General features: G+C 56.1%; 22 protein-coding genes and 1 other RNA gene. 14 read left to right on the top strand and 9 right to left on the bottom strand.

Annotated elements, in window-relative coordinates:
• Positions 1-50 precede the first annotated feature (50 nt).
• The gene (gene metK, locus ABFX35_RS11540; protein WP_346081125.1) at positions 51-1,205 is read right to left on the bottom strand and encodes a methionine adenosyltransferase; all 1,155 of its coding nucleotides are present in this window, start codon (positions 1,203-1,205) and stop codon (positions 51-53) included.
• 512 nt (positions 1,206-1,717) lie between these two features.
• Between metK and ABFX35_RS24190 the strand changes: the two genes are divergently transcribed.
• From ABFX35_RS24190 to speB, 3 genes are all read left to right on the top strand, one after another.
• Positions 1,718-1,861 carry a hypothetical protein gene (locus tag ABFX35_RS24190; protein WP_423783649.1) on the top strand — a complete coding sequence of 48 codons (144 nt, stop codon included), beginning with the start codon at positions 1,718-1,720 and terminating at the stop codon, positions 1,859-1,861.
• 220 nt (positions 1,862-2,081) lie between these two features.
• Complete coding sequence (gene speA, locus ABFX35_RS11535; RefSeq protein ID WP_423783647.1) at positions 2,082-4,070, top strand: biosynthetic arginine decarboxylase; 1,989 nt, start codon at positions 2,082-2,084, stop codon at positions 4,068-4,070.
• A gap of 227 nt (positions 4,071-4,297) precedes the next feature.
• Positions 4,298-5,218 carry an agmatinase gene (gene speB, locus ABFX35_RS11530; RefSeq protein ID WP_279024826.1) on the top strand — a complete coding sequence of 307 codons (921 nt, stop codon included), beginning with the start codon at positions 4,298-4,300 and terminating at the stop codon, positions 5,216-5,218.
• Between the two features lie 95 nt (positions 5,219-5,313).
• Here the strand turns inward: speB and loiP are convergent, their stop codons facing one another.
• Positions 5,314-6,066: a metalloprotease LoiP gene (gene loiP, locus ABFX35_RS11525; RefSeq protein ID WP_279024828.1), complete on the bottom strand. Its 753-nt coding sequence runs from the start codon at positions 6,064-6,066 to the stop codon at positions 5,314-5,316.
• A gap of 237 nt (positions 6,067-6,303) precedes the next feature.
• Between loiP and tkt the strand changes: the two genes are divergently transcribed.
• Entirely contained in the window at positions 6,304-8,298 is a 1,995-nt protein-coding gene (tkt, locus tag ABFX35_RS11520) for a transketolase (protein ID WP_346081123.1), read from the top strand.
• 110 nt (positions 8,299-8,408) lie between these two features.
• On the opposite strand, the gene ABFX35_RS11515 is transcribed toward tkt, so the two are convergent.
• Entirely contained in the window at positions 8,409-9,521 is a 1,113-nt protein-coding gene (locus ABFX35_RS11515) for a tartrate dehydrogenase (RefSeq protein WP_279024069.1), read from the bottom strand.
• Positions 9,522-9,622: 101 nt separating this feature from the next.
• Between ABFX35_RS11515 and ABFX35_RS11510 the strand changes: the two genes are divergently transcribed.
• A complete protein-coding gene (locus tag ABFX35_RS11510; RefSeq protein ID WP_279024071.1) occupies positions 9,623-10,561 on the top strand; it encodes a LysR substrate-binding domain-containing protein in 939 nt (312 codons plus the stop codon).
• A 39-nt stretch (positions 10,562-10,600) separates the two neighbouring features.
• On the opposite strand, the gene ABFX35_RS11505 is transcribed toward ABFX35_RS11510, so the two are convergent.
• Positions 10,601-10,888 (bottom strand): putative quinol monooxygenase, encoded by a 288-nt coding sequence (locus ABFX35_RS11505; RefSeq protein ID WP_095847328.1) that lies wholly within the window; start codon positions 10,886-10,888, stop codon positions 10,601-10,603.
• A gap of 371 nt (positions 10,889-11,259) precedes the next feature.
• Between ABFX35_RS11505 and epd the strand changes: the two genes are divergently transcribed.
• The 3 genes from epd to fbaA all read left to right on the top strand — a co-directional run bounded on the left by epd (position 11,260) and on the right by fbaA (position 14,704).
• On the top strand, positions 11,260-12,276 hold the full coding sequence (gene epd, locus ABFX35_RS11500) for an erythrose-4-phosphate dehydrogenase (RefSeq protein ID WP_279024073.1): 1,017 nt from the start codon (positions 11,260-11,262) through the stop codon (positions 12,274-12,276).
• Positions 12,277-12,346: 70 nt separating this feature from the next.
• The gene (gene pgk, locus ABFX35_RS11495) at positions 12,347-13,510 is read left to right on the top strand and encodes a phosphoglycerate kinase (RefSeq protein WP_279024075.1); all 1,164 of its coding nucleotides are present in this window, start codon (positions 12,347-12,349) and stop codon (positions 13,508-13,510) included.
• A 114-nt stretch (positions 13,511-13,624) separates the two neighbouring features.
• On the top strand, positions 13,625-14,704 hold the full coding sequence (gene fbaA / locus ABFX35_RS11490; protein WP_279024077.1) for a class II fructose-bisphosphate aldolase: 1,080 nt from the start codon (positions 13,625-13,627) through the stop codon (positions 14,702-14,704).
• 52 nt (positions 14,705-14,756) lie between these two features.
• On the opposite strand, the gene ABFX35_RS11485 is transcribed toward fbaA, so the two are convergent.
• Positions 14,757-15,425: a DUF1345 domain-containing protein gene (locus ABFX35_RS11485; RefSeq protein WP_279024078.1), complete on the bottom strand. Its 669-nt coding sequence runs from the start codon at positions 15,423-15,425 to the stop codon at positions 14,757-14,759.
• A 206-nt stretch (positions 15,426-15,631) separates the two neighbouring features.
• On the opposite strand from ABFX35_RS11485, the gene mscS reads away from it, so the two are divergent.
• The 3 genes from mscS to ABFX35_RS11470 all read left to right on the top strand — a co-directional run bounded on the left by mscS (position 15,632) and on the right by ABFX35_RS11470 (position 18,278).
• Positions 15,632-16,498, top strand: coding sequence for a small-conductance mechanosensitive channel MscS (mscS, locus tag ABFX35_RS11480; protein ID WP_279024079.1), 867 nt, complete (start codon positions 15,632-15,634; stop codon positions 16,496-16,498).
• Positions 16,499-16,699: 201 nt separating this feature from the next.
• Positions 16,700-17,317 carry an arginine exporter ArgO gene (gene argO, locus ABFX35_RS11475; protein WP_279024081.1) on the top strand — a complete coding sequence of 206 codons (618 nt, stop codon included), beginning with the start codon at positions 16,700-16,702 and terminating at the stop codon, positions 17,315-17,317.
• Positions 17,318-17,549: 232 nt separating this feature from the next.
• Positions 17,550-18,278 carry an oxidative stress defense protein gene (locus ABFX35_RS11470; RefSeq protein ID WP_279024083.1) on the top strand — a complete coding sequence of 243 codons (729 nt, stop codon included), beginning with the start codon at positions 17,550-17,552 and terminating at the stop codon, positions 18,276-18,278.
• Positions 18,279-18,372: 94 nt separating this feature from the next.
• Here ABFX35_RS11470 and ABFX35_RS11465 read toward each other — a convergent pair whose 3' ends face one another.
• Complete coding sequence (locus ABFX35_RS11465) at positions 18,373-19,266, bottom strand: LysR family transcriptional regulator ArgP (RefSeq protein ID WP_095847336.1); 894 nt, start codon at positions 19,264-19,266, stop codon at positions 18,373-18,375.
• A 208-nt stretch (positions 19,267-19,474) separates the two neighbouring features.
• On the opposite strand from ABFX35_RS11465, the gene rpiA reads away from it, so the two are divergent.
• Both rpiA and serA read left to right on the top strand, forming a co-directional pair.
• On the top strand, positions 19,475-20,131 hold the full coding sequence (rpiA, locus tag ABFX35_RS11460; RefSeq protein ID WP_279024085.1) for a ribose-5-phosphate isomerase RpiA: 657 nt from the start codon (positions 19,475-19,477) through the stop codon (positions 20,129-20,131).
• Between the two features lie 340 nt (positions 20,132-20,471).
• Entirely contained in the window at positions 20,472-21,710 is a 1,239-nt protein-coding gene (gene serA / locus ABFX35_RS11455; protein ID WP_279024087.1) for a phosphoglycerate dehydrogenase, read from the top strand.
• A 113-nt stretch (positions 21,711-21,823) separates the two neighbouring features.
• Here serA and ABFX35_RS11450 read toward each other — a convergent pair whose 3' ends face one another.
• The 3 genes from ABFX35_RS11450 to zapA all read right to left on the bottom strand — a co-directional run bounded on the left by ABFX35_RS11450 (position 21,824) and on the right by zapA (position 23,037).
• Positions 21,824-22,438 (bottom strand): 5-formyltetrahydrofolate cyclo-ligase, encoded by a 615-nt coding sequence (locus ABFX35_RS11450; protein WP_346081116.1) that lies wholly within the window; start codon positions 22,436-22,438, stop codon positions 21,824-21,826.
• 46 nt (positions 22,439-22,484) lie between these two features.
• Positions 22,485-22,666: non-coding RNA, 6S RNA (gene ssrS / locus ABFX35_RS11445), on the bottom strand.
• Positions 22,667-22,707: 41 nt separating this feature from the next.
• Positions 22,708-23,037 carry a cell division protein ZapA gene (gene zapA / locus ABFX35_RS11440; protein WP_095847340.1) on the bottom strand — a complete coding sequence of 110 codons (330 nt, stop codon included), beginning with the start codon at positions 23,035-23,037 and terminating at the stop codon, positions 22,708-22,710.
• 351 nt (positions 23,038-23,388) lie between these two features.
• Here zapA and ABFX35_RS11435 point away from each other — a divergent pair, with 351 nt between their 5' ends.
• Complete coding sequence (locus tag ABFX35_RS11435; RefSeq protein WP_346081114.1) at positions 23,389-23,967, top strand: YecA/YgfB family protein; 579 nt, start codon at positions 23,389-23,391, stop codon at positions 23,965-23,967.
• The last annotated feature ends 8 nt before the right edge of the window (positions 23,968-23,975 follow it).

Here is a 23,975-nt window from a genome sequence, read left to right as displayed (position 1 = left end):
ACTGCGGGCACTTGGCCCGCCGTTTGCGTGTTTCTTTACCGCCGCCGAGTTTACTTCAAGCCCGCCGCGTCGCGCAGTTGCGCAGCTTTGTCGGTGGCTTCCCAAGGGAAGTGCTCACGGCCAAAGTGGCCATAGGCTGCCGTTTCACGATAGATAGGCTGCAGCAGGTTCATCATCTGGATCAGGCCGTATGGGCGCAGATCGAAGAATTCACGCACCAGCAGTGTCAGCTGTTCGGTCGATACTTTTTCCGTCCCGAAGGTTTCCACCATGATGGAGGTCGGTTCCGCCACGCCGATCGCGTAGGACACCTGAATTTCACAGCGGTCCGCCAGGCCGGCAGCAACGATGTTTTTCGCTACGTAGCGTGCCGCGTAGGCCGCTGAGCGGTCAACTTTGGAGGGATCCTTACCGGAGAACGCGCCGCCGCCGTGGCGAGCCATGCCGCCGTAGGTATCGACGATGATTTTACGGCCGGTCAGGCCACAGTCGCCCATTGGGCCGCCGATGACAAAACGGCCGGTCGGGTTGATGTGATATTTGGTGCCGGTGTTCAGCCATTCAGCAGGCAGGATCGGTTTGATGATCTCTTCCATCACCGCTTCTTGCAGATCTTTCTGCGCGATGTCTTCCGCGTGCTGGGTTGAAAGCACAACGGCATCAATACCGACAATTTTGCCGTCGTCGTACTGGAAGGTGACCTGGCTTTTCGCATCTGGACGCAGCCATGGCAAGGTGCCGTTTTTACGCACTTCAGACTGGCGCTGCACCAGACGGTGGGCGTAAGTGATGGGGGCTGGCATCAGCACATCGGTTTCGTTCGTGGCGTAGCCGAACATCAGGCCCTGATCGCCGGCGCCCTGTTCCAGCGGATCGGTGCGGTCAACGCCCTGGTTGATATCCGGGGATTGCTTACCGATGGCGCTCAGCACGGCGCAGGAGTTGGCGTCAAAGCCCATATCTGAATGGACATAGCCAATTTCACGCACGGTGTTGCGGGTGATTTCTTCGATATCCACCCAAGCGCTGGTGGTGATTTCACCGCCGACCAATACCATACCGGTTTTGACGTAGGTTTCGCAGGCAACGCGCGCTTTAGGATCCTGCTCCAGGATCGCGTCAAGAACCGCATCGGAAATCTGGTCAGCAATTTTGTCAGGATGTCCTTCAGAAACGGATTCGGACGTGAAGAGGTGTTTAGCCATTGTCTTCTTTACCTTGCATGAAACGGGTTAGAAATTACTGCACAGCGCTGGAGATCCGGGCATTAAAGCTAAGGGTCTTCCGCCGATGGCGAGATGCGTCCTGCAACGCCGCTATGGCAAAGCCGTTAAGCAGTTTAACAGTTAATTAGTATAGATGGATTAACATCTGGACGTCTATTTTAGGTCAGGGTTTAGACGGATTGCCAGTAATTTTTTGCCGGTGTAGCGATTTGCGCGCCTAAAGCGGTGCTATATTCATCGCTTGAAATGGTTGGCCACATATTTTCATTTTGCATTTTGTATGGCTTACCGGTATAAACGGCGCGCGCGGTTCATTATGGCGCACTGCCCGGCACGAAGTTGTAAAAGTCTGTGACCGGCCGGTAGCGAAACCATCACCAACCGTAGGTGCCGTTGCGGCGCCGCCGCTTCATCGAACGGTCACGTTCTTACACTATATATAGAGGCTTCGTCGTTCACTGTGGACGGCTGGCGTGGAGGTGGTTGGATTAATGATCCGTTGTTTCCTGGTTGTTGAGTTTCAACAATATCGCCGTTCTGGCGCACATGTTTCAGCGCCTTCCCGTCTTGTTTCTCTACCATCCACCCGATGTTATGCACATCAGGGCGCCACTCAGGATTCCCGGGCCGGCTAATCACCGCCTGAAAAACGAATTAAGGGTGCCTGCAGCCTTCCTGTGGGAAGTTTCCTTGCCCGATTCATGAAGTTTGAACAGGGTGTCTTACAATGATATGCATGATCAACCGATCGCCAATCGCGAGCGGCAGCAGAATACGCTGTTGCCAGGCGGGTTGCTGGGTTGTTCTTGCGCAGTGTAGCTGCGATAGTAGTTGGCTATATCGCCAACATGCGAGATGAGGCGAGTTATGTCTGATGATCCGTTGGTTCACCGTCCGTCAGCGGTGGGTGAATCTCTATCTTTGCGCTCCATGCAGGAGGTTGCCATGAATGATCGTAACGCCAGCAAGATGCTGCGTACTTATAACGTCGCCTACTGGGGCAACAACTACTACGACGTCAACGAACTGGGGCACATCAGCGTTTGCCCGGATCCTGACGTTCCGCAGGCCCGTGTCGATCTGGCGAAGCTGGTGAAAGAGCGCCAGCAAGACGGCCAGCGTTTGCCTGCGCTGTTCTGTTTCCCACAGATTTTGCAGCATCGCCTGCGTTCGATTAACGGGGCGTTTCAACGTGCGCGTGAATCATTCGGCTATGAGGGCGGCTACTTCCTGGTTTATCCGATCAAGGTCAACCAGCACCGCCGCGTGATTGAATCCCTGATTAATTCCGGTGAACCGTTAGGGCTGGAAGCGGGTTCCAAGGCGGAGCTGATGGCGGTGCTGGCGCATGCCGGTATGACCCGTTCGGTAATCGTCTGCAACGGTTATAAAGATCGTGAATATATTCGCCTGGCGCTGATCGGCGAGAAACTGGGGCACAAAGTGTACCTGGTGATTGAAAAGATGTCGGAAATCAAGCTGGTGCTGGAAGAGGCCGAGCGGCTGAACGTGGTGCCGCGCCTGGGCGTGCGTGCGCGTCTGGCGTCGCAGGGTTCCGGTAAATGGCAGTCGAGCGGCGGCGAAAAGTCCAAGTTCGGTCTGGCGGCGATGCAGGTGCTGAAACTGGTTGAGACCCTGCGCGAAGCGGGCCGCCTGGATAGCCTGCAACTGCTGCATTTCCATTTGGGGTCGCAGCTGGCCAATATTCGCGATATCGCTACCGGTGTGCGCGAGTCCGCCCGTTTTTACGTTGAGCTGCACAAGCTGGGCGTCAATATCCAATGCTTCGACGTTGGCGGCGGACTGGGCGTCGATTATGAAGGTACCCGTTCGCAGTCTGATTGTTCAGTGAACTACGGCCTGAACGAATACGCCAATAACGTGATCTGGGGTATTGGCGACGCCTGTAATGAGCATGGCCTGCCGCACCCGACGGTAATCACCGAATCCGGCCGTGCCGTGACGGCGCACCATACGGTGCTGGTATCCAACGTTATTGGCGTTGAGCGTAATGAGTTCAGCGAACCGCAGCCACCGATGGAAGATGCGCCGCGCGCCTTGGAAAGCATGTGGGAAACCTGGCTGGAACTGAACGAGCCGGAAAATCGCCGTTCGCTGCGTGAATGGTTGCACGACAGCCAGATGGATTTGCACGATGTGCACACCCAGTACGCGCATGGCATGCTCGATCTGAGCAAACGCGCCTGGGCGGAGCAGATCTACCTGAATATTTGCAACAAGATCCAGCAGCAGTTGGATCCGAGCAACCGCGCCCACCGCCCGATCATTGATGAGTTGCAGGAGCGGATGGCGGATAAATTCTACGTTAACTTCTCGCTGTTCCAGTCAATGCCGGATGCCTGGGGCATCGACCAACTGTTCCCGGTGCTGCCGCTGGAAGGGTTGGATAAGCCGCCGGAAGGCCGTGCCGTGCTGCTGGATATCACCTGTGACTCCGACGGCACCATCGATCACTACGTGGACGGCGACGGCGTGGCTACCACCATGCCGATGCCGCCGTACGATCCGGAAAACCCGCCGGCGCTGGGGTTCTTTATGGTGGGCGCTTATCAGGAGATCCTCGGCAACATGCACAACCTGTTTGGTGACACTGCATCGGTCGATGTCTATGTGTTCCCGGACGGCACGGTGGAAAGCGAACTCTCCGACGAAGGGGACAGCGTTGCCGATATGCTGCAGTACGTTCAGCTTGATCCCCAGGTGCTGTTGGCGCGCTTCCGCGATCAGGTGAAAGAAACCGATCTGGACAGCGTGCTGCAACAGGAATTCCTGGAAGAGTTCGAAGCCGGCCTGTATGGCTATACTTATCTGGAAGATGAGTAAGCGGGCGGTTGCCGGGTTCATCACGATTAGCGACCTGGCGCTGCCGGTTTGCCGCACTTGAAGCCGGATGAGAATCCGGCGATAATCTGCGCTATCGGCATTACCGTAACCTATATCAAATCAATCCCTTCCTCGTCGGGTTAACGACGCGGGAGGGATTTTTTTTTGCCCTTGCCCTTGCCTGAGCACTTGAGCTACAGGCAATCTGTTGATCAATGAGGTTTTTTATGAGTACCTTAGGCCATCAGTTCGATAACTCTTTAGTGTCTAACGCTTTTGGTTTCCTGCGCTTCCCGCTGAATTTCATGCCGTATGACAGCGATGCGGAGTGGGTGATTACCGGTATTCCTTTCGATATGGCGACCTCTGGCCGCGCCGGCGGCCGCCACGGCCCGGCGGCCATTCGCCAGGTTTCCACCAATCTGGCCTGGGAAGGCGCCCGCTGGCCGTGGGATTTTGATCTGCGCGATCGCCTGAAGGTGGTTGACTGCGGTGACGTGGTGTTTAACTTCGGTGATGCGCAGGATCTGACCGACAAACTGCAGGCGCACGCGGAAAAACTGCTGGCCGCCGGCAAGCGCATGCTGTCGTTCGGTGGCGATCACTTTGTCACTCTGCCGCTGCTGCGCGCCCATGCCAAACACTTTGGCAAAATGGCGCTGGTGCATTTTGACGCCCATACCGACACTTACGCTAACGGCAGTAAATTCGATCACGGTACCATGTTCTACCATGCGCCGAATGAAGGCCTGATCGATCCTACCCATTCTGTACAGATCGGTATTCGCACCGAGTTTGATCGCGATAACGGTTTTACCGTGCTGGATGCCGCACAGGTTAACGATCGCAGCGTGGACGATCTGCTGGCGCAGATCAAACAGATCGTCGGGGATATGCCGGTTTATCTGACCTTCGACATCGACTGCCTGGATCCGGCGTTTGCACCGGGCACCGGCACCCCGGTGATCGGCGGCCTGACCTCCGATCGCGCGCTGAAGCTGCTGCGCGGGCTGCAACCGTTGAACATTGTCGGTATGGATCTGGTGGAAGTGGCGCCGGCTTACGATCACTCGCAGATCACGGCGCTGGCGGGCGCGACTCTGGCGCTGGAAATGCTGTACCTGCAGGCGGCGAAGAAGGGCGCGTAATCCGCTTTTTCACGGGGCGGCTTGCCGCCCACCATAAAAAATGCTGTTCAGCCGGTGCCGGCTGAACAGCATTGTCGTATTAACCCGATCGCGGTTTATTTGCCGGCGGCAATGCGTTCGCGGATATTTTGCGCGCGGGTTTCGGAAGCCGGGTGATCGTCAAACATGCTGCTTTGGCGGCCGGCTTCCAGCTTCGCCAGCTTTTCAAAACTGGTGACCAACCCGTTCGGATCGAGCCTGCGTTTTTTCAGCAGATCGAACGAGTAGTTATCCGCTTCTATTTCCTGCTTTTGCGAGAACTGCGCATTCACCAGTTTTTCCCCCAGATCCGCCAACTGCGATTGAGACAATGAGCCCACCACGCCGCCAGTAGAAGCCGCCGCGGTGCGCAAGGCGACGGTGCCATAGGCCACCTGCATCGCTTTACGGGTATGGCCGAGCGCCACGTGGCCCATTTCATGCCCCAGCACGCCTTCAACTTCGTTATCGGTCATCATGTCCATCAGGCCGCTGTAAACGCGGATGCAGCCATTGGCCATCGCCCAGGCGTTGACGTCTTTGGTCAGATAGACCTTATAGTTGGCTGGCGTGCCGTTGATGTTATCGCCCAGCGCCGCGGCGATTTTATTCAGGCGTTGCGTATAGGGGCTGTTGGCCGGCGCGATTTGTGCCTTGCTGTCCATCTCGGCGCAGGATTTATCACTTAAGGTTTTTACGTCGCTATCGCTGAGCGTGGCGGCCTGGTAGGCCTGTGCCCCAGACTGCATCAGCGTATTGGTGTCAAGATTCTGGCAGCCGCTTAACATGGCGGTAATACTCAACATAATCAAAGAAGTACGGAATTTCATAAAGCTATCTTCCTGTGATAGTAACAAGGGAAAAGGGCAATCTTAAATAAAACAAATTGGCAGTAAGAGCCTAGTTTACGTTGTTTCGCGCTGAAACAGCGTTATTCCGAAAAATGAGCCGATTGTGCTCATAAGTTGTGAACTGGCTCTTATTTGGCATTAGGGATTGCCGTTTTAATACGGAGTCTGAGAAAATGGTAATCTTGACCGATTTTTTAATCCGACCTGGAGTAAAACATGTCCTCTCGTAAAGACCTTGCCAACGCGATCCGCGCACTCAGCATGGACGCCGTGCAAAAAGCAAAATCCGGCCACCCGGGCGCGCCTATGGGAATGGCGGACATCGCCGAAGTCCTGTGGCGTGATTACCTTAACCATAACCCCGCCAACCCACACTGGGCCGACCGCGACCGCTTCGTGCTCTCCAACGGCCACGGCTCGATGCTGATTTACAGCCTGCTGCACCTCACCGGCTATGACCTGCCGATGAGCGAGCTGGAAAACTTCCGCCAGCTGCACTCCAAAACCCCGGGCCACCCGGAATACGGCTACACCCCGGGCGTGGAGACCACCACCGGGCCGCTGGGCCAGGGCATCGCCAACGGTGTCGGCTTCGCCATCGCCGAACGCACCCTGGCGGCGCAGTTCAATCGCCCGGGCCATGACATCGTTGACCACCACACTTACGTGTTCATGGGCGACGGCTGCATGATGGAAGGTATTTCCCACGAAGTCTGCTCGCTGGCCGGCACCCTCAAGCTCGGTAAGCTGACCGCCTTCTATGATGACAACGGCATCTCCATTGACGGCCACATCGACGGCTGGTTCACCGACGACACCGCCAAACGTTTTGAAGCCTACGGCTGGCACGTGGTGCGCGGCGTGGACGGCCACGACAGCGCAGCCATCAAGGCGGCGATTGAAGAGGCCCGCCAGGTGACCGACAAGCCATCGCTGCTGATGTGCAAGACCGTGATTGGCTTCGGGTCACCGAACAAGGCCGGTTCGCACGATGCGCACGGCGCCCCGCTGGGTGATGCCGAAGTGGCCGCCACCCGTGAAAAACTGGGCTGGAACTACCCGCCGTTCGTTATCCCGCAGGACATCTACGCCCAGTGGGACGCCAAAGAAGCCGGCAAGGCCCGTGAAGCCGCCTGGAACGCCAAATTCGCCGCTTATGCGCAGGCCTTCCCGGAACAGGCCGCCGAGTTCAAACGCCGCATGAGCGGTGAACTGCCGGCCAGCTGGCAGGCGGACGCTAAAGCCTTTGTGGAACAACTGCAGGCCAACCCGGCCAGCATCGCCAGCCGCAAGGCCTCGCAGAATACGCTGGAAGCGTTCGGCAAGGTGCTGCCGGAGTTCCTCGGCGGCTCCGCCGACCTGGCGCCGAGCAACCTGACGATGTGGTCCGGCTCCAAAGCCATCAACGAAGACCTGGCCGGCAACTACATCCACTACGGGGTGCGCGAGTTCGGCATGACTGCCATCACCAACGGCATTGCGCTGCACGGCGGCTTCCTGCCGTATTCGGCCACCTTCCTGATGTTTGTGGAATATGCCCGCAACGCGGTGCGCATGGCGGCGCTGATGAAGCTGCGCAACGTGTTTGTCTACACCCACGATTCCATCGGCCTGGGTGAAGACGGCCCGACCCACCAGCCGGTCGAGCAACTGGCCAGCCTGCGGGTGACGCCGAACATGAGCACCTGGCGCCCGTGCGACCAGGTGGAATCGGCGGTGGCCTGGCAGTACGGCATTGAGCGCAACGACGGCCCGACGGCGCTGATTTTCTCGCGCCAGAACCTGGCCCAGCAGCCGCGCACGGCGGAACAGCTGGCCAACGTATACCGCGGCGGCTACGTGCTGAAAGACAGCGACGGGCAGCCGGAGCTGATCCTGATTGCCACCGGTTCGGAAGTGGAACTGGCGGTTGCCGCCTGTGAACAACTGACGGCGGCAGGGCGCCGGGTGCGCGTGGTCTCCATGCCGTCCACCGATGCGTTCGACAAGCAGGATGCGGCCTACCGCGAAGCGGTGCTGCCGGCGGCGGTCAGCGCGCGGGTGGCAGTGGAAGCGGGTATCGCGGACTACTGGTACAAGTACGTGGGCCTGAACGGCGCGGTCGTGGGCATGACCAGCTTCGGTGAGTCGGCGCCGGCGGATCTGCTGTTCAAAGAGTTCGGCTTTACGGTAGAAAACGTGGTCGCCAAAGCGAAAGCGTTGCTGAAATAACAGTAACGGCGGGAATGCGGCTTGCCGCATTCCCGCTTTTGGCCTTTCCTTCCTGCTGGGCAAGCACCCGTGCTCAGCGGCATATTCCGTGTTCCTTTCTTTTGCTTACCTCAGTTATCCCGGCCGCAACCGGCTACGTTCGATGACAATAAATCCGCAATGGCTTGCCCCACCTGCTGGGTAGAAGCACTGCCACGCAGATCCGGCGTGCGCGGCCCATCGGCAAGGGTTTTCTCGATTGCCGACAGGATGCCGTCGTGTGCCTGACGGTAACGTTGGTCGCCGTTGCCGAGGAAATCGAGCATCAACGCACCGGACCAGATCATGGCGATCGGGTTGGCGATATTCCGGCCGAAAATATCCGGCGCTGAACCATGCACCGGTTCGAACAGCGAGGGCAGGTGGCGCTCCGGGTTCAGGTTGGCGGATGGCGCGATGCCGATGGTGCCGGCGCAGGCTGGGCCAAGATCGGAAAGAATATCGCCGAACAGGTTGGAGGCCACCACCACATCGAAACGTTCCGGGTTCAGCACAAAGCGGGCACACAGGATATCAATATGCTGCTTGTCCCAGACGATGTCCGGGTAGCGCTGCGCCATCGCGGCGACGCGTTCATCCCAGAACGGCATGGTGACCGCCATACCGTTGGATTTGGTGGCGGCGGTGAGCGTCTTGCGCGGGCGCTGCTGCGCCAGCTCAAACGCATATTTCAGGATGCGATCCACTCCGTGGCGGGTAAAGACCGATTCCTGGATCACCACCTCGCGATCGGTGCCTTCGAACATGCGGCCGCCGAGCGGGGAATATTCGCCTTCGGTGTTCTCGCGCACCACGAAGAAATCAATATCTCCCGGCGCTTTATTCGCCAGCGGGCAGGGCACACCGGGAAACAGGCGGACTGGCCGCAGGTTGACGTACTGATCAAAATCACGGCGGAATTTCAGCAGGGAGCCCCACAGCGAAATATGGTCCGGCACTTTATCCGGCCAGCCCACGGCGCCGAAGTAAATCGCATCGAACCCTTTCAGTTGCTCAAACCAGTCATCCGGCATCATTTGGCCGTGTTGCTGATAATAGTCGCAGTTGGCCCATGCAAAGGTTTCAAACTGCAGATCGAGCGACCAGCGCTCGGCCGCTGCGTGCAGCACGCGCAGGCCCTCCGGCAACACTTCTTGCCCGATACCATCACCTGCGATGGCCGCAATTTTGTAGGTTTTGTTCATTATAGGTCTCACTTAGGGAAAGAGGGATTGACTTCCCTACCATCCTATAATTGACTGAATGTTAATCAATCGCGCAAATGGTGAAACATAAAACACGAATCATGAATAATCTTCCTGTGCTAAACGATTTGCGGGTGTTTGTGCTGGTGGCGCGCCGGGCCGGTTTTGCCGCCGCCGCAGAGGAGATGGGGGTTTCGCCGGCCTATGTCAGCAAGCGCATCGCGTTATTGGAAAATACGCTGAACGTTTCCCTGCTGCACCGTACCACGCGGCGGGTCGCCATTACCGCCGATGGCGAGCGCATCTATGAGTGGGCGCAGCGTATCCTGAACGATGTCGATCGGATGATGGATGAAGTGGCGGATCTGCGGCAGGCGCCGCAGGGCACGCTACGGATCGTCACCAGCTTTGGCTTTGGCCGGCGTTTTGTCGCGCAGGCGGTGGCCGCGCTGGCGCAGCAGTATCCCGGGCTGGAGCTGCGGCTGGATGTGTCCGATCGCCTGGTCGATTTGGCCAGCGAAGGTTACGATCTGGATATCCGCGTGGGCGATGACATTGCGCCTAATCTGGTGGCCCGCAAGCTGGCGCCTAACCACCGCGTTTTATGCGCCGCGCCCGAATATTTGCAGCGTTACGGCACGCCAAAGGCGCTCAACGATCTCTGCGGCCGCCACTGTCTGGTGATCAAAGAGCGGGATCTTGCGTTCGGCGTCTGGCGGCTGCAAGGTCCGTCAGGGGAGGAAACGGTGAAGGTGACCGGCGCGCTGGCGTCTAACCACGGCGAAATCGTGCATCAGTGGTGTTTACAGGGGCAGGGGGTGGCGCTGCGTTCATTCTGGGATGTGAAAGACAGCATCGCTAACGGGCGGTTGGTGCAAATTCTGCCGGAGTATACTCAGCCGGCCAATATATGGGCGGTGTATATTCCACGTTTGGCGACGTCAGCCAAGATACGCGTCACGCTGGCGTTCCTGCGTGATTATTTCCAGGCCAATGTGGGGGCGGTTGCGCCGCTGGCGGAATATTTGTCGCGGCGTTGAGGGGCGGCAGGGCACGCAGCGGTGCCCTGCGTTGGCAGCTTACAACTGCGTCAGTTTTTTCACTTCCAGGCTTTCCAGTTTCCCATCCAGTTCGGCCAGGAAGGCATCGTGGTAAGGCATTGCCATGTGTTCCTTCAGCGCCTGCTCCGATTTCCAGCGTTCGATAAAGACGAATGCGCCCGGCGTGCCCTGTTCTTCGTGCAGATCGTATTGAATACAGCCAGGTTCGGAACGGCTTGGAGCGACCATGGCGCGCACGGCTTTATCCACTGCGGCGCGGTGTTCTGGGGTGGCTTTGATTAAGGCTACAACTTTAACTTCGCTCATTGATACTCCTTGTATGGCCTATTACATATGGACGGATGTCGTTAAAGATAGGGATTAAGCGCTTGTAAAAATGTGCGCTAGATCATTTTATTTTCGCAAAATACCGCTTGGTTAACCGCTTGGCTCTCGGAGCTGTTCCCTTTCAGAAAGCTTTGGTTTATCCTCGGCTGAAGCGTTTCAGTTGGAGCATATCCAAGAGAAATGCCGCAGTGAGTAGTTGCTGTGGGCAACAGGATTTTATCCATAACGCCACTTGGCGGTTCACAGCGGGCCACGCACTCAGTATTCTATGCAGGTTAGCACGATAACCAGTCAGCGCCAGCCGGCCCGGTGACAATACCGGCGCGGAAGGCCCTTTTTCAGGGAGCAGCATGACCATTCGCATAGCGATAAACGGCTTTGGCCGCATTGGCCGCAGCGTGTTACGCGCATTGTATGAATCAGGGAAACGCGCAGAGATTTCCGTGGTTGCAATCAACGAGCTGGCCAATGCTGATGGGATGGTTCACCTGTTGAAGTTTGACTCTAGCCACGGGCGTTTTGGCTGGGATGTGCGCCAGGAATGCGACACGCTGATTGTCGGCAACGATAATATTCGTTTGCTGCACCAGCCGGAAATAACGCAATTACCCTGGAGTGAACTGGCGGTGGATGTCGTGCTGGATTGCAGCGGGGCGTATGGCAGCCGGGCGGACGGTGAGGCGCATCTTGCCGCCGGTGCGAAGAAGGTGTTGTTCGCCCACCCAGGCGGTAACGATTTGGATGCCACCGTGGTGTTTGGCGTCAATCATCAGGCGCTGCAGGCGCAGCACCGCATCGTTTCCAACGCTTCTTGCACCACCAACTGCATTATTCCGGTTATCAAGCTGTTGGATGACGCTTTCAACATTGAATCCGGTACCGTGACCACTATCCACTCATCAATGAACGATCAGCCGGTGATAGATGCCTATCATCAGGATTTGCGGCGTACCCGCGCGGCGAGCCAGTCGATTATTCCGGTCGACACCAAGCTGGCTGCGGGCATTACCCGCATCTTCCCGCAGTTTTGCGATCGTTTTGAAGCGATTTCCGTGCGTGTGCCGACCATCAACGTAACGGCCATTGATTTAAGCGTCAGCGTGCACGCGGCGGTGCGAGTCACTGAGGTCAACCAGCTACTGCAAAAGGCCGCACAGGGTGCATTTCGTGGTATAGTTGACTATACGGAACTGCCGCTAGTCTCGATAGATTTTAACCATGACCCGCACAGCGCCATCGTGGATGGCACGCAAACCCGGGTCAGTGGGCAACACCTGATAAAGACGTTGGTCTGGTGTGATAACGAATGGGGCTTTGCCAACAGGATGTTGGATACAACCCGGGCAATGGCCGCAAGTGGTTTCTAGCTCGGCGGCATCGTGTTGTTGATGCGCCGCTCAGGCAATTTTTAAAGAGAATCAACTAAGAGGGTTCACCATGTCTGTAATTAAGATGACCGATCTGGATCTGGCAGGTAAACGTGTTCTGATCCGTTCTGATCTGAACGTTCCAGTGAAAGGCGGTAAAGTGACTTCCGATGCACGTATCCGTGCTTCCCTGCCGACTATCGAAGCTGCGCTGAAACAAGGCGCTCGTGTTATGGTCACGTCCCACCTGGGCCGCCCGACCGAAGGCGAATACAACGAAGAATTCTCTCTGCTGCCGGTAGTAAACTACCTGAAAGATCATCTGAAAAACCCAGTGCGTCTGGCGAAAGATTATCTGGACGGGGTTGACGTTGCCGAAGGCGAACTGGTGGTGCTGGAAAACGTTCGCTTCAACAAAGGCGAAAAGAAAGACGACGAAGCGCTGTCTAAAAAATACGCGGCGCTGTGCGACGTGTATGTGATGGATGCTTTCGGCACCGCACACCGTGCGCAGGCTTCTACGCATGGCGTGGGTAAATTCGCACCGGTTGCCTGCGCAGGCCCGCTGCTTTCCGCCGAGCTTGAAGCGCTGGGTAAAGCACTGAAAGAACCTGCTCGCCCAATGGTCGCTATCGTTGGCGGTTCTAAAGTTTCTACCAAACTGACCGTGCTGGATTCCCTGTCCAAAATTGCCGATCAGCTGATCGTGGGCGGCGGTATTGCCAACACCTTCGTGGCCGCTCAGGGCCACAACGTTGGTCAGTCTCTGTATGAAGCCGATCTGATCCCGAACGCCAAAAAACTGCTGGAAACTTGCGACATCCCGGTTCCGACCGACGTGCGTGTTGCTACGGAGTTTTCTGAAAGTGCTGCGGCAACGGTGAAACAAGTCTCTGAAATCAAAGACAACGAGCAAATTCTGGATATCGGTGACGTTTCAGCCCAGCGTCTGGCTGATATCCTGAAAAGCGCCAAAACCATTCTGTGGAATGGTCCGGTTGGCGTATTCGAGTTCCCTAACTTCCGTAAGGGGACTGAAATTGTTGCGCGCGCCATCGCCGATAGCGAAGGTTTCTCTATCGCAGGTGGCGGTGATACGCTGGCGGCAATCGACCTGTTCGGCATTGCTGACAAAATCTCCTACATCTCCACCGGCGGCGGTGCGTTCCTGGAATTCGTTGAAGGGAAACAACTGCCAGCGGTAGTGATGCTGGAAGAGCGCGCTAAGCAGTAATTCAAACAACGGGAGGCGAAAGCCGCCCGTTTGTTTTATTCCGCACCCGGCTGGGTGCGGAGTGTAAGAATCGATTTACATCCATCTACGGCCGACGAAACGGGACAACTTAACATGTCTAAAATTTTTGATTTCGTAAAACCGGGTGTCATCACGGGTGATGACGTTCAGAAAGTATTCGCAGTAGCAAAAGAAAACAACTTTGCTCTGCCAGCGGTAAACTGCGTGGGTACCGACTCCATCAACGCCGTTCTGGAAGCAGCAGCAAAAGTTCGTGCACCGGTTATCGTTCAGTTCTCTAACGGCGGCGCTGCGTTCATCGCAGGTAAAGGCGTGAAAACTGACGTTCCTCAGGGTGCTGCGATTCTGGGCGCAATCTCTGGCGCACACCACGTTCACCAGATGGCTGAACATTACGGCGTGCCGGTTATCCTGCATACCGACCACTGTGCGAAAAAACTGCTGCCTTGGATTGACGGCCTGCTGGACGCCGGTGAAAAACATTTCGCTGCAACCGGTAAACCGCTGTTCTCTTCTCACATGATCGATCTGTCTGAAGAATCCCTGGAAGAAAACATCGAAATCAGCAGCAAATATCTGGCCCGTATGGCTAAAATGAATATGACGCTGGAAATCGAACTGGGTTGTACCGGTGGTGAAGAAGACGGTGTGGACAACAGCCACATGGACGCTTCCGCCCTGTACACTCAGCCGCAAGACGTGGCATACGCTTACGAAAAACTGAATGCGATCAGCCCACGTTTCACCATCGCGGCTTCCTTCGGTAACGTACACGGCGTGTACAAACCAGGTAACGTGAAACTGACCCCGACTATCCTGCGTGATTCTCAGGACTACGTTTCCAAAAAATACAACCTGCCGCACAACAGCCTGAACTTCGTGTTCCACGGCGGTTCTGGTTCTACCGATGCAGAAATCAAAGAATCCGTCGGCTACGGCGTGATCAAAATGAACATCGATACCGATACCCAATGGGCAACCTGGGAAGGTATCCTGAAATACTACAAAGAAAACGAAGGCTACCTGCAGGGCCAACTGGGCAACCCTAAAGGCGCCGATCAGCCGAACAAAAAATACTACGATCCACGCGTATGGCTGCGTGCTGCGCAGGCCAGCATGGTGACCCGTCTGGAAAAAGCATTCAAAGAACTGAACGCTATCGACGTGCTGTAATCTCGGCTAACCGCTGTTATCAAGGCTCCCTTCGGGGAGCCTTTTTTATGGTCTAACTCAGCAGGCCCGCGCCGACGTTAATCGATAGCCCCAGAATGACCAGGTTGAAGACAAAAGAAATGACCGATTGCAGCAGGGCGATTTTGCGTACTTCCGCCGTGCCGACCGCCACATCGGCGGTTTGCGATGCCACCGCGATGGTGAAAGAGAAATAAGCGAAATCCCAATAGGTCGGTTGTTTTAGATCGCCAGGGAACAGCAACGGCAAAGGATCCTGCTGCGCGCCCTGGCGATAAAACTGATGGGCATAGTGCATGGTAAAGGCCGTCGGCAGCAGCAGCCAGGACACCACCAGCGTGGCGCCGGTCAGCGCTAAATGGAGCGTTTTCAGCGAGTCGCTGACCTGTTTGGCGGTGCTCAATTCAAACAATATCGCGAGAATGCTGACCAGGCAGCCGATGCTGACCAGCGCCAGCACCTTGCCGGCGCTCTCATCTTGCGCGCGGGCGAGCTGGCGGATGTGCTTTGGCGTACTGACCAGCATCAGCCGCCAGAGCGACAGCAGATAGCACCAGGCCAGCACGTTCCAGCCGAGCATCAATCTTTGCAATTCATTAAGTTGACTCGGCAGCAGCAGGTAACATAGGATGCCCGCGCCGATGGAAAGCAACAGCCGCGGGCGAACCTGCCAATAGTGTTTAATCGACGATATAAAATGCATGGCGGGTGAATTCCTTCTCCTGAAAAAGGCGATAGCGCTATGTTCAGCATAGAAGAAGCGGGGCCGTTGTTTTGGCTATTTTTACCGCTTACGGTTGGCATGCGGCGGGAATGTTGGTTAACCTTAGGCGGTGGTTTCCAACTGGCACAGACGTCAGTGTATTTTTTGCGAATTTATCCCCTTAGGGAAAAGTTAGGACGGCACGAATGAAAGATCTCAACGTAGTGGATGGTATTAACAATGCCAGCAGTTGGTTGGTGAAAAACCAGGATTTATTGATTCAGTACGCGGTGAACATTGTCGCCGCCATCGTTATTTTTATCATTGGTTCGATCATCGCCCGCATCGTTGGTAATACGGTGAACCGCGTGATGAAGCTGCGGGGTATTGATGCCACCGTAACCAATTTCCTGGCGGCGATGGTGCGTTACGGTATCCTGGCATTCACCTTCATCGCCGTGCTCGGGCGCGTCGGCGTGCAGACCACGTCGGTGATTGCCGTATTGGGTGCCGCAGGTTTAGCCGTTGGTTTGGCGTTGCAGGGCTCACTGTCCAACTTTGCCGCGGGTGTGTTGCTGGTGGCTTTCCGCCCGCTGCGTGCCGGTGAGTATGTCGATCTGGGCGGCGTGGCCGGTACGGTTGATCAGGTGCAGATTTTCTCTACCACGCTGCGTACCTCGGACAATAAAACCATCGTGGTGCCGAACGGCAAAGTGATTGCCGGCAATATCATCAACTATTCCCGTGAACCAAACCGCCGCGTGGATATCGTCGTGGGCGTTGCCTATGATGCGGACATCGATCTGGTGAAGAAGGTACTGGGCGATGTGATCGCCGCCGATCAGCGTATCCAGCACGATAAAGGGGTGACCGTGCGCCTGAATGAGATGGCGGCGTCTTCTCTGAACTTCGTGACCCGTGCCTGGACCACCAATGCCGAATACTGGAACGTGTACTTCGATCTGATGGAAAATTTCAAACGCCAACTGGATGCCCACAACATCGGTATTCCATACCCGCAGATGGATGTTCATGTGCACCGCGTTGATAACCCAACCGCCAAAGCGGAATAACGGCAAACAATCGCCAGCCGGTAGCCAGTCAGCCATCTGACTGGCTTTTTTGTTTCCGCTTTTCCGCCTGGATAGATGACGATCATTAATTTGGCTAATTAAATATTAGAATTATCCATTTCACCTAATAATTTTATCTCCCTATGATGCTCCTGCTGTAACGCGTGCGCCATCTTCGGCGCTATTTTATAGGGGAACACCATGTTAGCTGTTTTTCTGCAGGGCTTTGCCCTGAGCGCTGCGATGATCCTGCCGCTCGGGCCGCAAAATGTGTTTGTCATGAATCAGGGCATCCGCCGCCAATACCACCTGATGATCGCCGCACTGTGCGCTTTCAGCGATATCATCCTGATCTGCGGCGGCATTTTTGGCGGCAGCGAATTGCTGGTGCGTTCGCCCGTTCTGTTGGCATTGGTCACCTGGGGGGGCGTCGCATTCTTGCTATGGTACGGCTGGAGCGCATTGCGCACCGCGTTTAGCCGGCATATCGAACTGGCGCAAGCGGAAGAAATGCAGCAGAGCCGCTGGCGTATCGTGGTGACCATGCTGGCGGTAACCTGGCTGAATCCGCACGTTTATCTGGATACGTTCGTGGTGCTGGGCAGCCTGGGCGGGCAACTGACGGCGGATGTGCGCTCCTGGTTCGCGCTGGGGGCGGTTAGCGCTTCCATCCTGTGGTTCTTTGCCCTGGCGCTGTTAGCCGCCTGGTTGGCGCCGCTGCTGAAAACCCAACGGGCGCAGCGGGTGATTAACGTGTTGGTTGGCATGGTGATGTGGGGCATTGCGCTGAGGCTGGCGTGGCAGGGGGCTAACCTGTGAGAATTTGTCACTAATCCGAGTTTAAAACCCTGGCGGTTATGCTACGGTTTAGCGGTAGTTATCGTGGTTCCTGCTGTGTTTTACTGCGGTTTAAATAAATAGAGCCAGAAAAATTTCGTTGCGGGAACCTTAGCGCTTGCAACGTGTAGCATGATCGAATTGGCTTTGAGCCGGTATGCGCAGGCGGGGAATAACCGATGAATCAGATACCAACTGTCATTAAGGAGATACAGTGAAGCTTAAAGCATTGGCGATGGCCGCCATGGTTGGATTAGGAACAATACCTCTGGCGCTGCAGGCTGCGGAAGTGCCGCAGGGGCCTCACGTCGTGACCTCGGGCACGGCAAGCGTCGACGCGGTGCCGGATATCGCCACGCTGGCGATTGAAGTCAACGTATCGTCCAAAGACGCCACCCAGGCGAAAAAGCAGGTGGACGACCGCGTGGCGCAATATTTTGATTTTCTGCAAAAAAATGGCATAGAGAAAAAAGATATCAGCGCGGCCAATTTGCGTACGCAGCCTGAATACGATTACCTGAAAACCGGTGAATCGGTTTTGAAAGGCTACCGGGCGGTGCGCCAGGTGCAGGTAACGCTGCGCCAGTTGGATAAACTGAATGAACTGCTGGACGGTGCGTTAAAATCCGGCCTGAATGAGATCCGCGCCGTTGAGCTTGGTGTGGCAAACCCGGATGTTTACCGCGATCGGGCGCGCCAGAAGGCGATCGAAAACGCTACCCAACAGGCTACTTCGCTGGCGCAGGGCTTTAAAGCCAAGCTGGGGCCGGTTTATAGCATCCGTTATCACGTTGCCAATTATCAGCCGATGCCGGTAGCGCGTATGTATACCGCCGCCGCGGCCGCGCCGCAAAATGACGCTGCGCAAACCTATGAGCAGCAGAGCATTCACTTTGACGATCAGGTTGATGTGGTGTTCGAGCTTGAGCGCAACGCACAGTAATCACTGCCATATCCGCATCTGAACTCCGGCGGTGGCGCCGAATGGCGCTACCGTTGTATTTGCCGCAGCAGGCTTTCCTTTCTGAGGATCGCCGTTAGATTTGGCGCAGTACCTGCCGCCCATGCGACAGCAGCGCATCGGTGACCTTGCGCATCATGCGGCTTTCCGGGGCGAAACGGTGCCAGTACAGCATCCGGCGCTGGAGCAGCCCGGGCGTCAGGTTGATCAGCTCACCCTCTTCCAATTCCCTTTCAATTTGCAGGTGCGGGATCATACAGCAGGTGGTGCCCTGGCGGGCCAACTGCACGAAGGCTTCTGACGAGTTGACGATATGGCAGGGAACGCTGCCCGGCGAAAGATCAAAATTCTGCTGCAGGAACGCCTGGTGCATGTCGTCGAGATGATCAAAAGCCACCGCCGGTGCTTTCAGCAAGGCGGCGCGAGTCACCCCGTTGGGGAAATAGCGCTCGGCAAAGGGTTTGGAAGCGACAAACAGGTAGTCCAGGGCGCCCAGTTGGTCTACCAGGCAGCTTGGCAACGGCTGCGGTTGAATACTGACTGCGCCCACCACCTCGCCGCGGCGCAGGCGCTCCTGGGTACGGGTTTCATCTTCAACCTGTAAATTCAAACGGATAGGCGAATCTGCCAATACGGATTTCAACGCGGGCAGCAGCCAGGTGGCCAGGCTGTCGGCGTTGACCGCCAATGAAAGCAACAGCGGCGTGTCTGCCCCGTTATCGTTTCCTAGCCACTCCTCTTCCAGCAGTTCCACCTGGTGCAGCAGCGCCAAGAGTTTCTGCCCCTGCTCGGTAGGGCGCGGCGGAATGGTACGAACCAGCAACGGCTGGCCGAACAGGTTTTCCAACTGTTTAATGCGCTGGGATACCGCCGATTGGGTGATGCAAAGTTTTTGTGCTGCGCGCTCAAAACCGCGCTCCCGAACCACCGCATCCAGAGCTTGCAGCGTCCGATAGTCAGGGCGTTTCATCGGAGAGGATATCCATTACGTTAAATTGATAATATTGGCACTATGCCACATTTTTAGTTTTTTTCGGGGGAAAAAAACGCGGGCCAATACTGGCCTGATGTCAAGGAAAGTGCGATGTGGGGCAAATAAGTGCGATACGGTCTGCGTGGCAGCACGCAATTTACCCTATAATACGCACACGTTTTCGTACATAGGCACAGAACATACCATGACGCAGGATGAACTGAAAAAAGCGGTGGGTTGGGCCGCTTTGGATTACGTCAAGCCAGGTACTATTGTTGGCGTGGGCACCGGCTCTACCGCCTCACATTTTATTGACGCGCTGGCTACCATGAAAAACCAGATTGAAGGCGCGGTTTCCAGCTCCGAGGCTTCCACCGTTAAGCTACAGAGCCTGGGGATCCATGTGTTCGATAGCAATGAAGTGGATTTGCTGGATATTTATGTCGATGGCGCGGACGAAATCAACGGCCATATGCAGATGATTAAAGGCGGCGGTGCGGCCTTGACCCGTGAAAAAGTGATTGCGGCGATCGCCCGGCAGTTCATCTGTATTGTCGATGCCAGTAAGCAGGTTGACGTGTTGGGCAAATTCCCGCTGCCGGTGGAAGTGATCCCGATGGCGCGTTCCTACGTGGCGCGCGAGCTGGTAAAGCTCGGCGGCCAGCCGGAGTATCGCCAGAATGTTGTGACCGATAACGGCAACGTTATTCTGGATGTGCACAACCTGCAGATCCTGGACGCGGTGGCGTTGGAAAATACCATCAACGGTATCCCCGGCGTTGTCACCGTTGGGTTGTTCGCCAACCGTGGCGCCGATGTCGCGTTGGTCGGCACGCCGAACGGCGTGAAAGTCGTTAAATAATGCGTTAACGCGGGCGCCAATCCAGCGCCCGCCAAGGCAGGGCATGGCATGCGCTGATGTGGTATTGGCTAGCAAACTCACATAATTCTCGTTATAAAACATCTTTTCTTGAAAAACGCCAAATTTGGTGACATCTGTCACATTCCTGCGAAGAGTTGCAGTATGGTGCTGAATATTGATATCCAACTGGTGTTTTTATCTGTGGATGCCCGGGGGCGTTAGGGCGTTAGCCAGGAACAGGGCAATCGTTTGTATTGCCGGGCGCGTTATTTTTGTTATGTTGGAGGGCGTGCTGTTTCTAACAGCCGCTTCTGAAGTCTGAATAATTAGGGTCGGGTAAATGGCAAAAGTATCATTGGAGAAAGACAGGATTAAGTTCCTGCTGGTCGAAGGGGTTCATCAGAGCGCGGTCGATAATTTGCGTTCTGCCGGTTATACCAATATTGAATATCACAAGGGTGCTCTGGACACGGAGTCGCTGAAGGAGTCCATCCGTGATGCGCACTTCGTCGGTATTCGCTCGCGTACGCACCTGACTGAAGAAGTCTTTGCCGCCGCAGAAAAACTGGTGGCGGTGGGCTGTTTCTGTATCGGTACCAACCAGGTTGATTTGAAGGCAGCGACCAAACGCGGTATTCCGGTGTTTAACGCACCGTTCTCCAATACCCGATCCGTAGCCGAAATGGTGCTGGGCGAACTGCTGCTGATGATGCGCGGCATCCCGGCTGCCAATGCCAAAGCGCACCGCGGCGTGTGGAACAAGCTGGCCGTCGGCTCCCATGAAGCGCGCGGCAAAAAGTTGGGCATCATTGGCTACGGCCACATTGGCACCCAGTTGGGCATCCTGGCCGAAGGCGTGGGCATGAAAGTGTCGTTCTACGACATTGAGAGCAAACTGCCGCTGGGCAACGCGCACCAAACCCAGCAGTTGTCTGAACTGTTGGCTAACAGCGACGTTGTCAGCCTGCACGTGCCGGAAACCCCGAGCACCCAAAATATGATTGGTAAAGCAGAGCTGGCGCAGATGAAGCCGGGCGCTATGCTGATCAACGCTTCGCGCGGCACGGTGGTGGATATTCCCGCACTGTGTGAAGCGCTGGCCAGCGAACACCTTGCCGGGGCGGCGATTGACGTATTCCCGGAAGAGCCTGCCAGCAACAAAGAGCCGTTCCATTCACCGCTGTGCGAATTCGACAATGTGCTGCTGACGCCGCATATCGGCGGCTCCACACAGGAAGCGCAAGAAAACATCGGTGATGAAGTTGCCGGTAAACTGGTGAAATACTCCGACAACGGCTCTACGCTGTCTGCGGTGAACTTCCCGGAAGCCTCACTGCCGGTGCATGGCCCGCGCGCCAGCCGCCTGCTGCACATCCACGAAAACCGCCCGGGCATTCTGACGCAAATCAACAATATTTTTGCCGACGAAGGGGTGAACATCGCCGCTCAGTACCTGCAGACCAGTCCGGAAATCGGCTATGTGGTTATTGATATCGAAGCGGAAACCGAAAGCGCCGACGCTGCACTGCAGCGCATGAAGGCGATTCCGGGCACCATCCGCGCCCGCCTGCTGTACTAAACGCACTTATTGGGGTTCACTGCTCCAATAGGCCATATGCAGGGCATAAAACACGGGGGGCTGGCATTGCCAGCCCCCCAGTTTTTTTCTTGACCTACCCTGCTGAACGTTGCCTATTCCCCTTCGCCAATCGGCCAGGCAAAGGTCTGTGACGGCGTGATGATTTCCGGCAGCGGAATATCCCATTGTTCGATCGGTAACGCCGCCACCTGTTGGCAATCATGCGCCAGCCCAATCGGATAGGGGCCGTTATGCCGCCAGTTTTGCAACGTGCGATCATAGAACCCGCCACCCATGCCCAGCCGTTGCCCGCGATCGTCAAAGGCGACCAGCGGCGTCAGCATCACATCCAATTGACCACGCGGCAAGACGGCGCGCACGTCCAGCGCGGGTTCCTGAATATTAAAGCGATTACGCACCAGGGGGGTATTGGCCGCATAGTGCAGGAATAGCAGGTTGCCCGGGCTGAATGGGTGCAACACCGGCAGGTAAACCTGCTTGCCCAACCGCCACAGCGTTTCAATCAGCGGCCCGGTGTTCAGCTCGCCGTCAAATGAAAGGAACGCGGCAACGCGCTGCGCGGCCTGAATACGTGGGTGCGCGGCAATACGCTCGCTGGCACGCAATGCATCGGCGTGCTGCTGCTGCGCGGAGAGTGCTTTGCGGCGTTGGCGTATCTGGCTGCGGATATGTTGCCGTTGTTCGGCAAATTTGGGCTGGAAAGACATAGTGCAATCTGCGTAGGTGATGGGGATGGCCCATAAACGCGGGAAGGGAATCTCCGAGATGCCGTCGCAGGCTGTAACCCTTGAACCCATGGTTCAAGGTGAACGTGCCGTCGCAATCTTAAGGCTTCTCGACAAGCGAGCATGCGCACCGATCACGGAGCAACACATTCTGTTTGTACTAAATATCGGCTCAGGGGACTGGCCCGCTGACGAACATCTCAGAGAAATTTTGTACTCATTGCTGAAACGTTAACCTTCAGCAACTTATGCTATTCGAATTGTGCATCCTGACGTTCAGAAATGCGACCCTGTTCAAGCAATGCCTGTTCAATGGTCTGTTGCAGCATACGGATGCGTTGTTCCATATTGGCCGCATAGTCACGCGTTTTCAAGCGTTCTTGTGCAAGTTCATGACAAACGTTCAACGCTGCGATGAAAACTAGCTGCTCAGTATTTGTGACTCTAGTGCGAACTTTAAGATCTTGCAACCGTTGGTTAAGATCGTCCGCCGCCATGTTCAACGCATCTTGCTGTTCTGGCGGGCAATTGACTCTTAACGAGCGGCCAAAAATTTGAATATCTACCGGTTGTGCAGACATGCCACCTTCCTGCCTAAATTTCGCGACTGCTTCAGCTTGCCATACCGGGTTGCCAAAGCGGGCGCCACTATATATACCTCGATACCAAGATACAACCCCTTTTCAGTACTTGGTTGTAATCTACTGTGTATGGCGCGTGCCGTCAAAACGGGCCCTGCCATATTCGTTGCGCATGCGTTAACAAACGCACTTGCCGCCTGTTTAACGGTTGGTTAAAGGCTGGCCGATGTTGCGCTAGCCTGACAGGCAGTGATTATAACGCGTTGCTGAAGGGGCGTGCTTATCTGGTATAACCACGGACCTTGGTGGTAGCATAACACGAACTTATCCTGCCAACGATGACGAATGCGCATGTCTACACAGAATACATTTCCAAGTTACCAGTCTTTGACCGCGGCCCTCAACCAGCAGGCCGTCGCACTCACCGCCGCCGAAATGCACGGTTTGATCAGCGGTATGCTGTGTGGCGGCAACCGTGACGCCAGTTGGCAGACGCTGATGCACGATCTGACCAATGAAGGGGTGGCTTTCCCCCTGGCGTTGAGCCAGCCGTTGCAGCAGTTGTATGACGCCACCCGGGATACGCTGGACGAGGACGAATTCATGTTCCAGTTGATGATGCCCGAAGGCGAAACGGTTAGCGTGTTTGCGCGCGCCGATGCGCTGGCCGGCTGGGTCAACCATTTCCTGCTGGGCCTGGGCATGATGCAGCCGAAACTGGCGCAGGTGAAGGATGACGTAGGCGAAGCGATCGACGATCTGCGCAACATTGCTCAACTGGGCTATGACGAAGACGAAGACCAGGAAGAGCTTGAACAGTCGCTGGAGGAAGTGGTGGAGTATGTCCGTGTGGCCGCACTCCTGTGCTATGGCGAGTTCGCCCGCCGGCAGCCGACGGCGCCGGAAGTGAAAAAGCCGACGCTGCACTAAGCGCTTTG

Origin of the sequence: Gibbsiella dentisursi (assembly GCF_039539505.1) — a bacterium.
Taxonomy (GTDB): domain Bacteria; phylum Pseudomonadota; class Gammaproteobacteria; order Enterobacterales; family Enterobacteriaceae; genus Gibbsiella; species Gibbsiella quercinecans.
Note: the sequence above shows the minus strand (reverse complement) of the source record. Positions and strands in the feature narration are given on the sequence as shown.

Excerpts from the sequence above, each read along its gene's own strand:
- metK (WP_346081125.1), bottom strand. The coding sequence starts at position 1,205 with ATGGCTAAACACCTCTTCACGTCCGAATCCGTTTCTGAAGGACATCCT.
- ABFX35_RS24190 (WP_423783649.1), top strand. The coding sequence starts at position 1,718 with ATGATCCGTTGTTTCCTGGTTGTTGAGTTTCAACAATATCGCCGTTCT.
- speA (WP_423783647.1), top strand. The coding sequence starts at position 2,082 with ATGAGGCGAGTTATGTCTGATGATCCGTTGGTTCACCGTCCGTCAGCG.
- speB (WP_279024826.1), top strand. The coding sequence starts at position 4,298 with ATGAGTACCTTAGGCCATCAGTTCGATAACTCTTTAGTGTCTAACGCT.
- loiP (WP_279024828.1), bottom strand. The coding sequence starts at position 6,066 with ATGAAATTCCGTACTTCTTTGATTATGTTGAGTATTACCGCCATGTTA.
- tkt (WP_346081123.1), top strand. The coding sequence starts at position 6,304 with ATGTCCTCTCGTAAAGACCTTGCCAACGCGATCCGCGCACTCAGCATG.
- ABFX35_RS11515 (WP_279024069.1), bottom strand. The coding sequence starts at position 9,521 with ATGAACAAAACCTACAAAATTGCGGCCATCGCAGGTGATGGTATCGGG.
- ABFX35_RS11510 (WP_279024071.1), top strand. The coding sequence starts at position 9,623 with ATGAATAATCTTCCTGTGCTAAACGATTTGCGGGTGTTTGTGCTGGTG.
- ABFX35_RS11505 (WP_095847328.1), bottom strand. The coding sequence starts at position 10,888 with ATGAGCGAAGTTAAAGTTGTAGCCTTAATCAAAGCCACCCCAGAACAC.
- epd (WP_279024073.1), top strand. The coding sequence starts at position 11,260 with ATGACCATTCGCATAGCGATAAACGGCTTTGGCCGCATTGGCCGCAGC.
- pgk (WP_279024075.1), top strand. The coding sequence starts at position 12,347 with ATGTCTGTAATTAAGATGACCGATCTGGATCTGGCAGGTAAACGTGTT.
- fbaA (WP_279024077.1), top strand. The coding sequence starts at position 13,625 with ATGTCTAAAATTTTTGATTTCGTAAAACCGGGTGTCATCACGGGTGAT.
- ABFX35_RS11485 (WP_279024078.1), bottom strand. The coding sequence starts at position 15,425 with ATGCATTTTATATCGTCGATTAAACACTATTGGCAGGTTCGCCCGCGG.
- mscS (WP_279024079.1), top strand. The coding sequence starts at position 15,632 with ATGAAAGATCTCAACGTAGTGGATGGTATTAACAATGCCAGCAGTTGG.
- argO (WP_279024081.1), top strand. The coding sequence starts at position 16,700 with ATGTTAGCTGTTTTTCTGCAGGGCTTTGCCCTGAGCGCTGCGATGATC.
- ABFX35_RS11465 (WP_095847336.1), bottom strand. The coding sequence starts at position 19,266 with ATGAAACGCCCTGACTATCGGACGCTGCAAGCTCTGGATGCGGTGGTT.
- rpiA (WP_279024085.1), top strand. The coding sequence starts at position 19,475 with ATGACGCAGGATGAACTGAAAAAAGCGGTGGGTTGGGCCGCTTTGGAT.
- serA (WP_279024087.1), top strand. The coding sequence starts at position 20,472 with ATGGCAAAAGTATCATTGGAGAAAGACAGGATTAAGTTCCTGCTGGTC.
- ABFX35_RS11450 (WP_346081116.1), bottom strand. The coding sequence starts at position 22,438 with ATGTCTTTCCAGCCCAAATTTGCCGAACAACGGCAACATATCCGCAGC.
- zapA (WP_095847340.1), bottom strand. The coding sequence starts at position 23,037 with ATGTCTGCACAACCGGTAGATATTCAAATTTTTGGCCGCTCGTTAAGA.
- ABFX35_RS11435 (WP_346081114.1), top strand. The coding sequence starts at position 23,389 with ATGTCTACACAGAATACATTTCCAAGTTACCAGTCTTTGACCGCGGCC.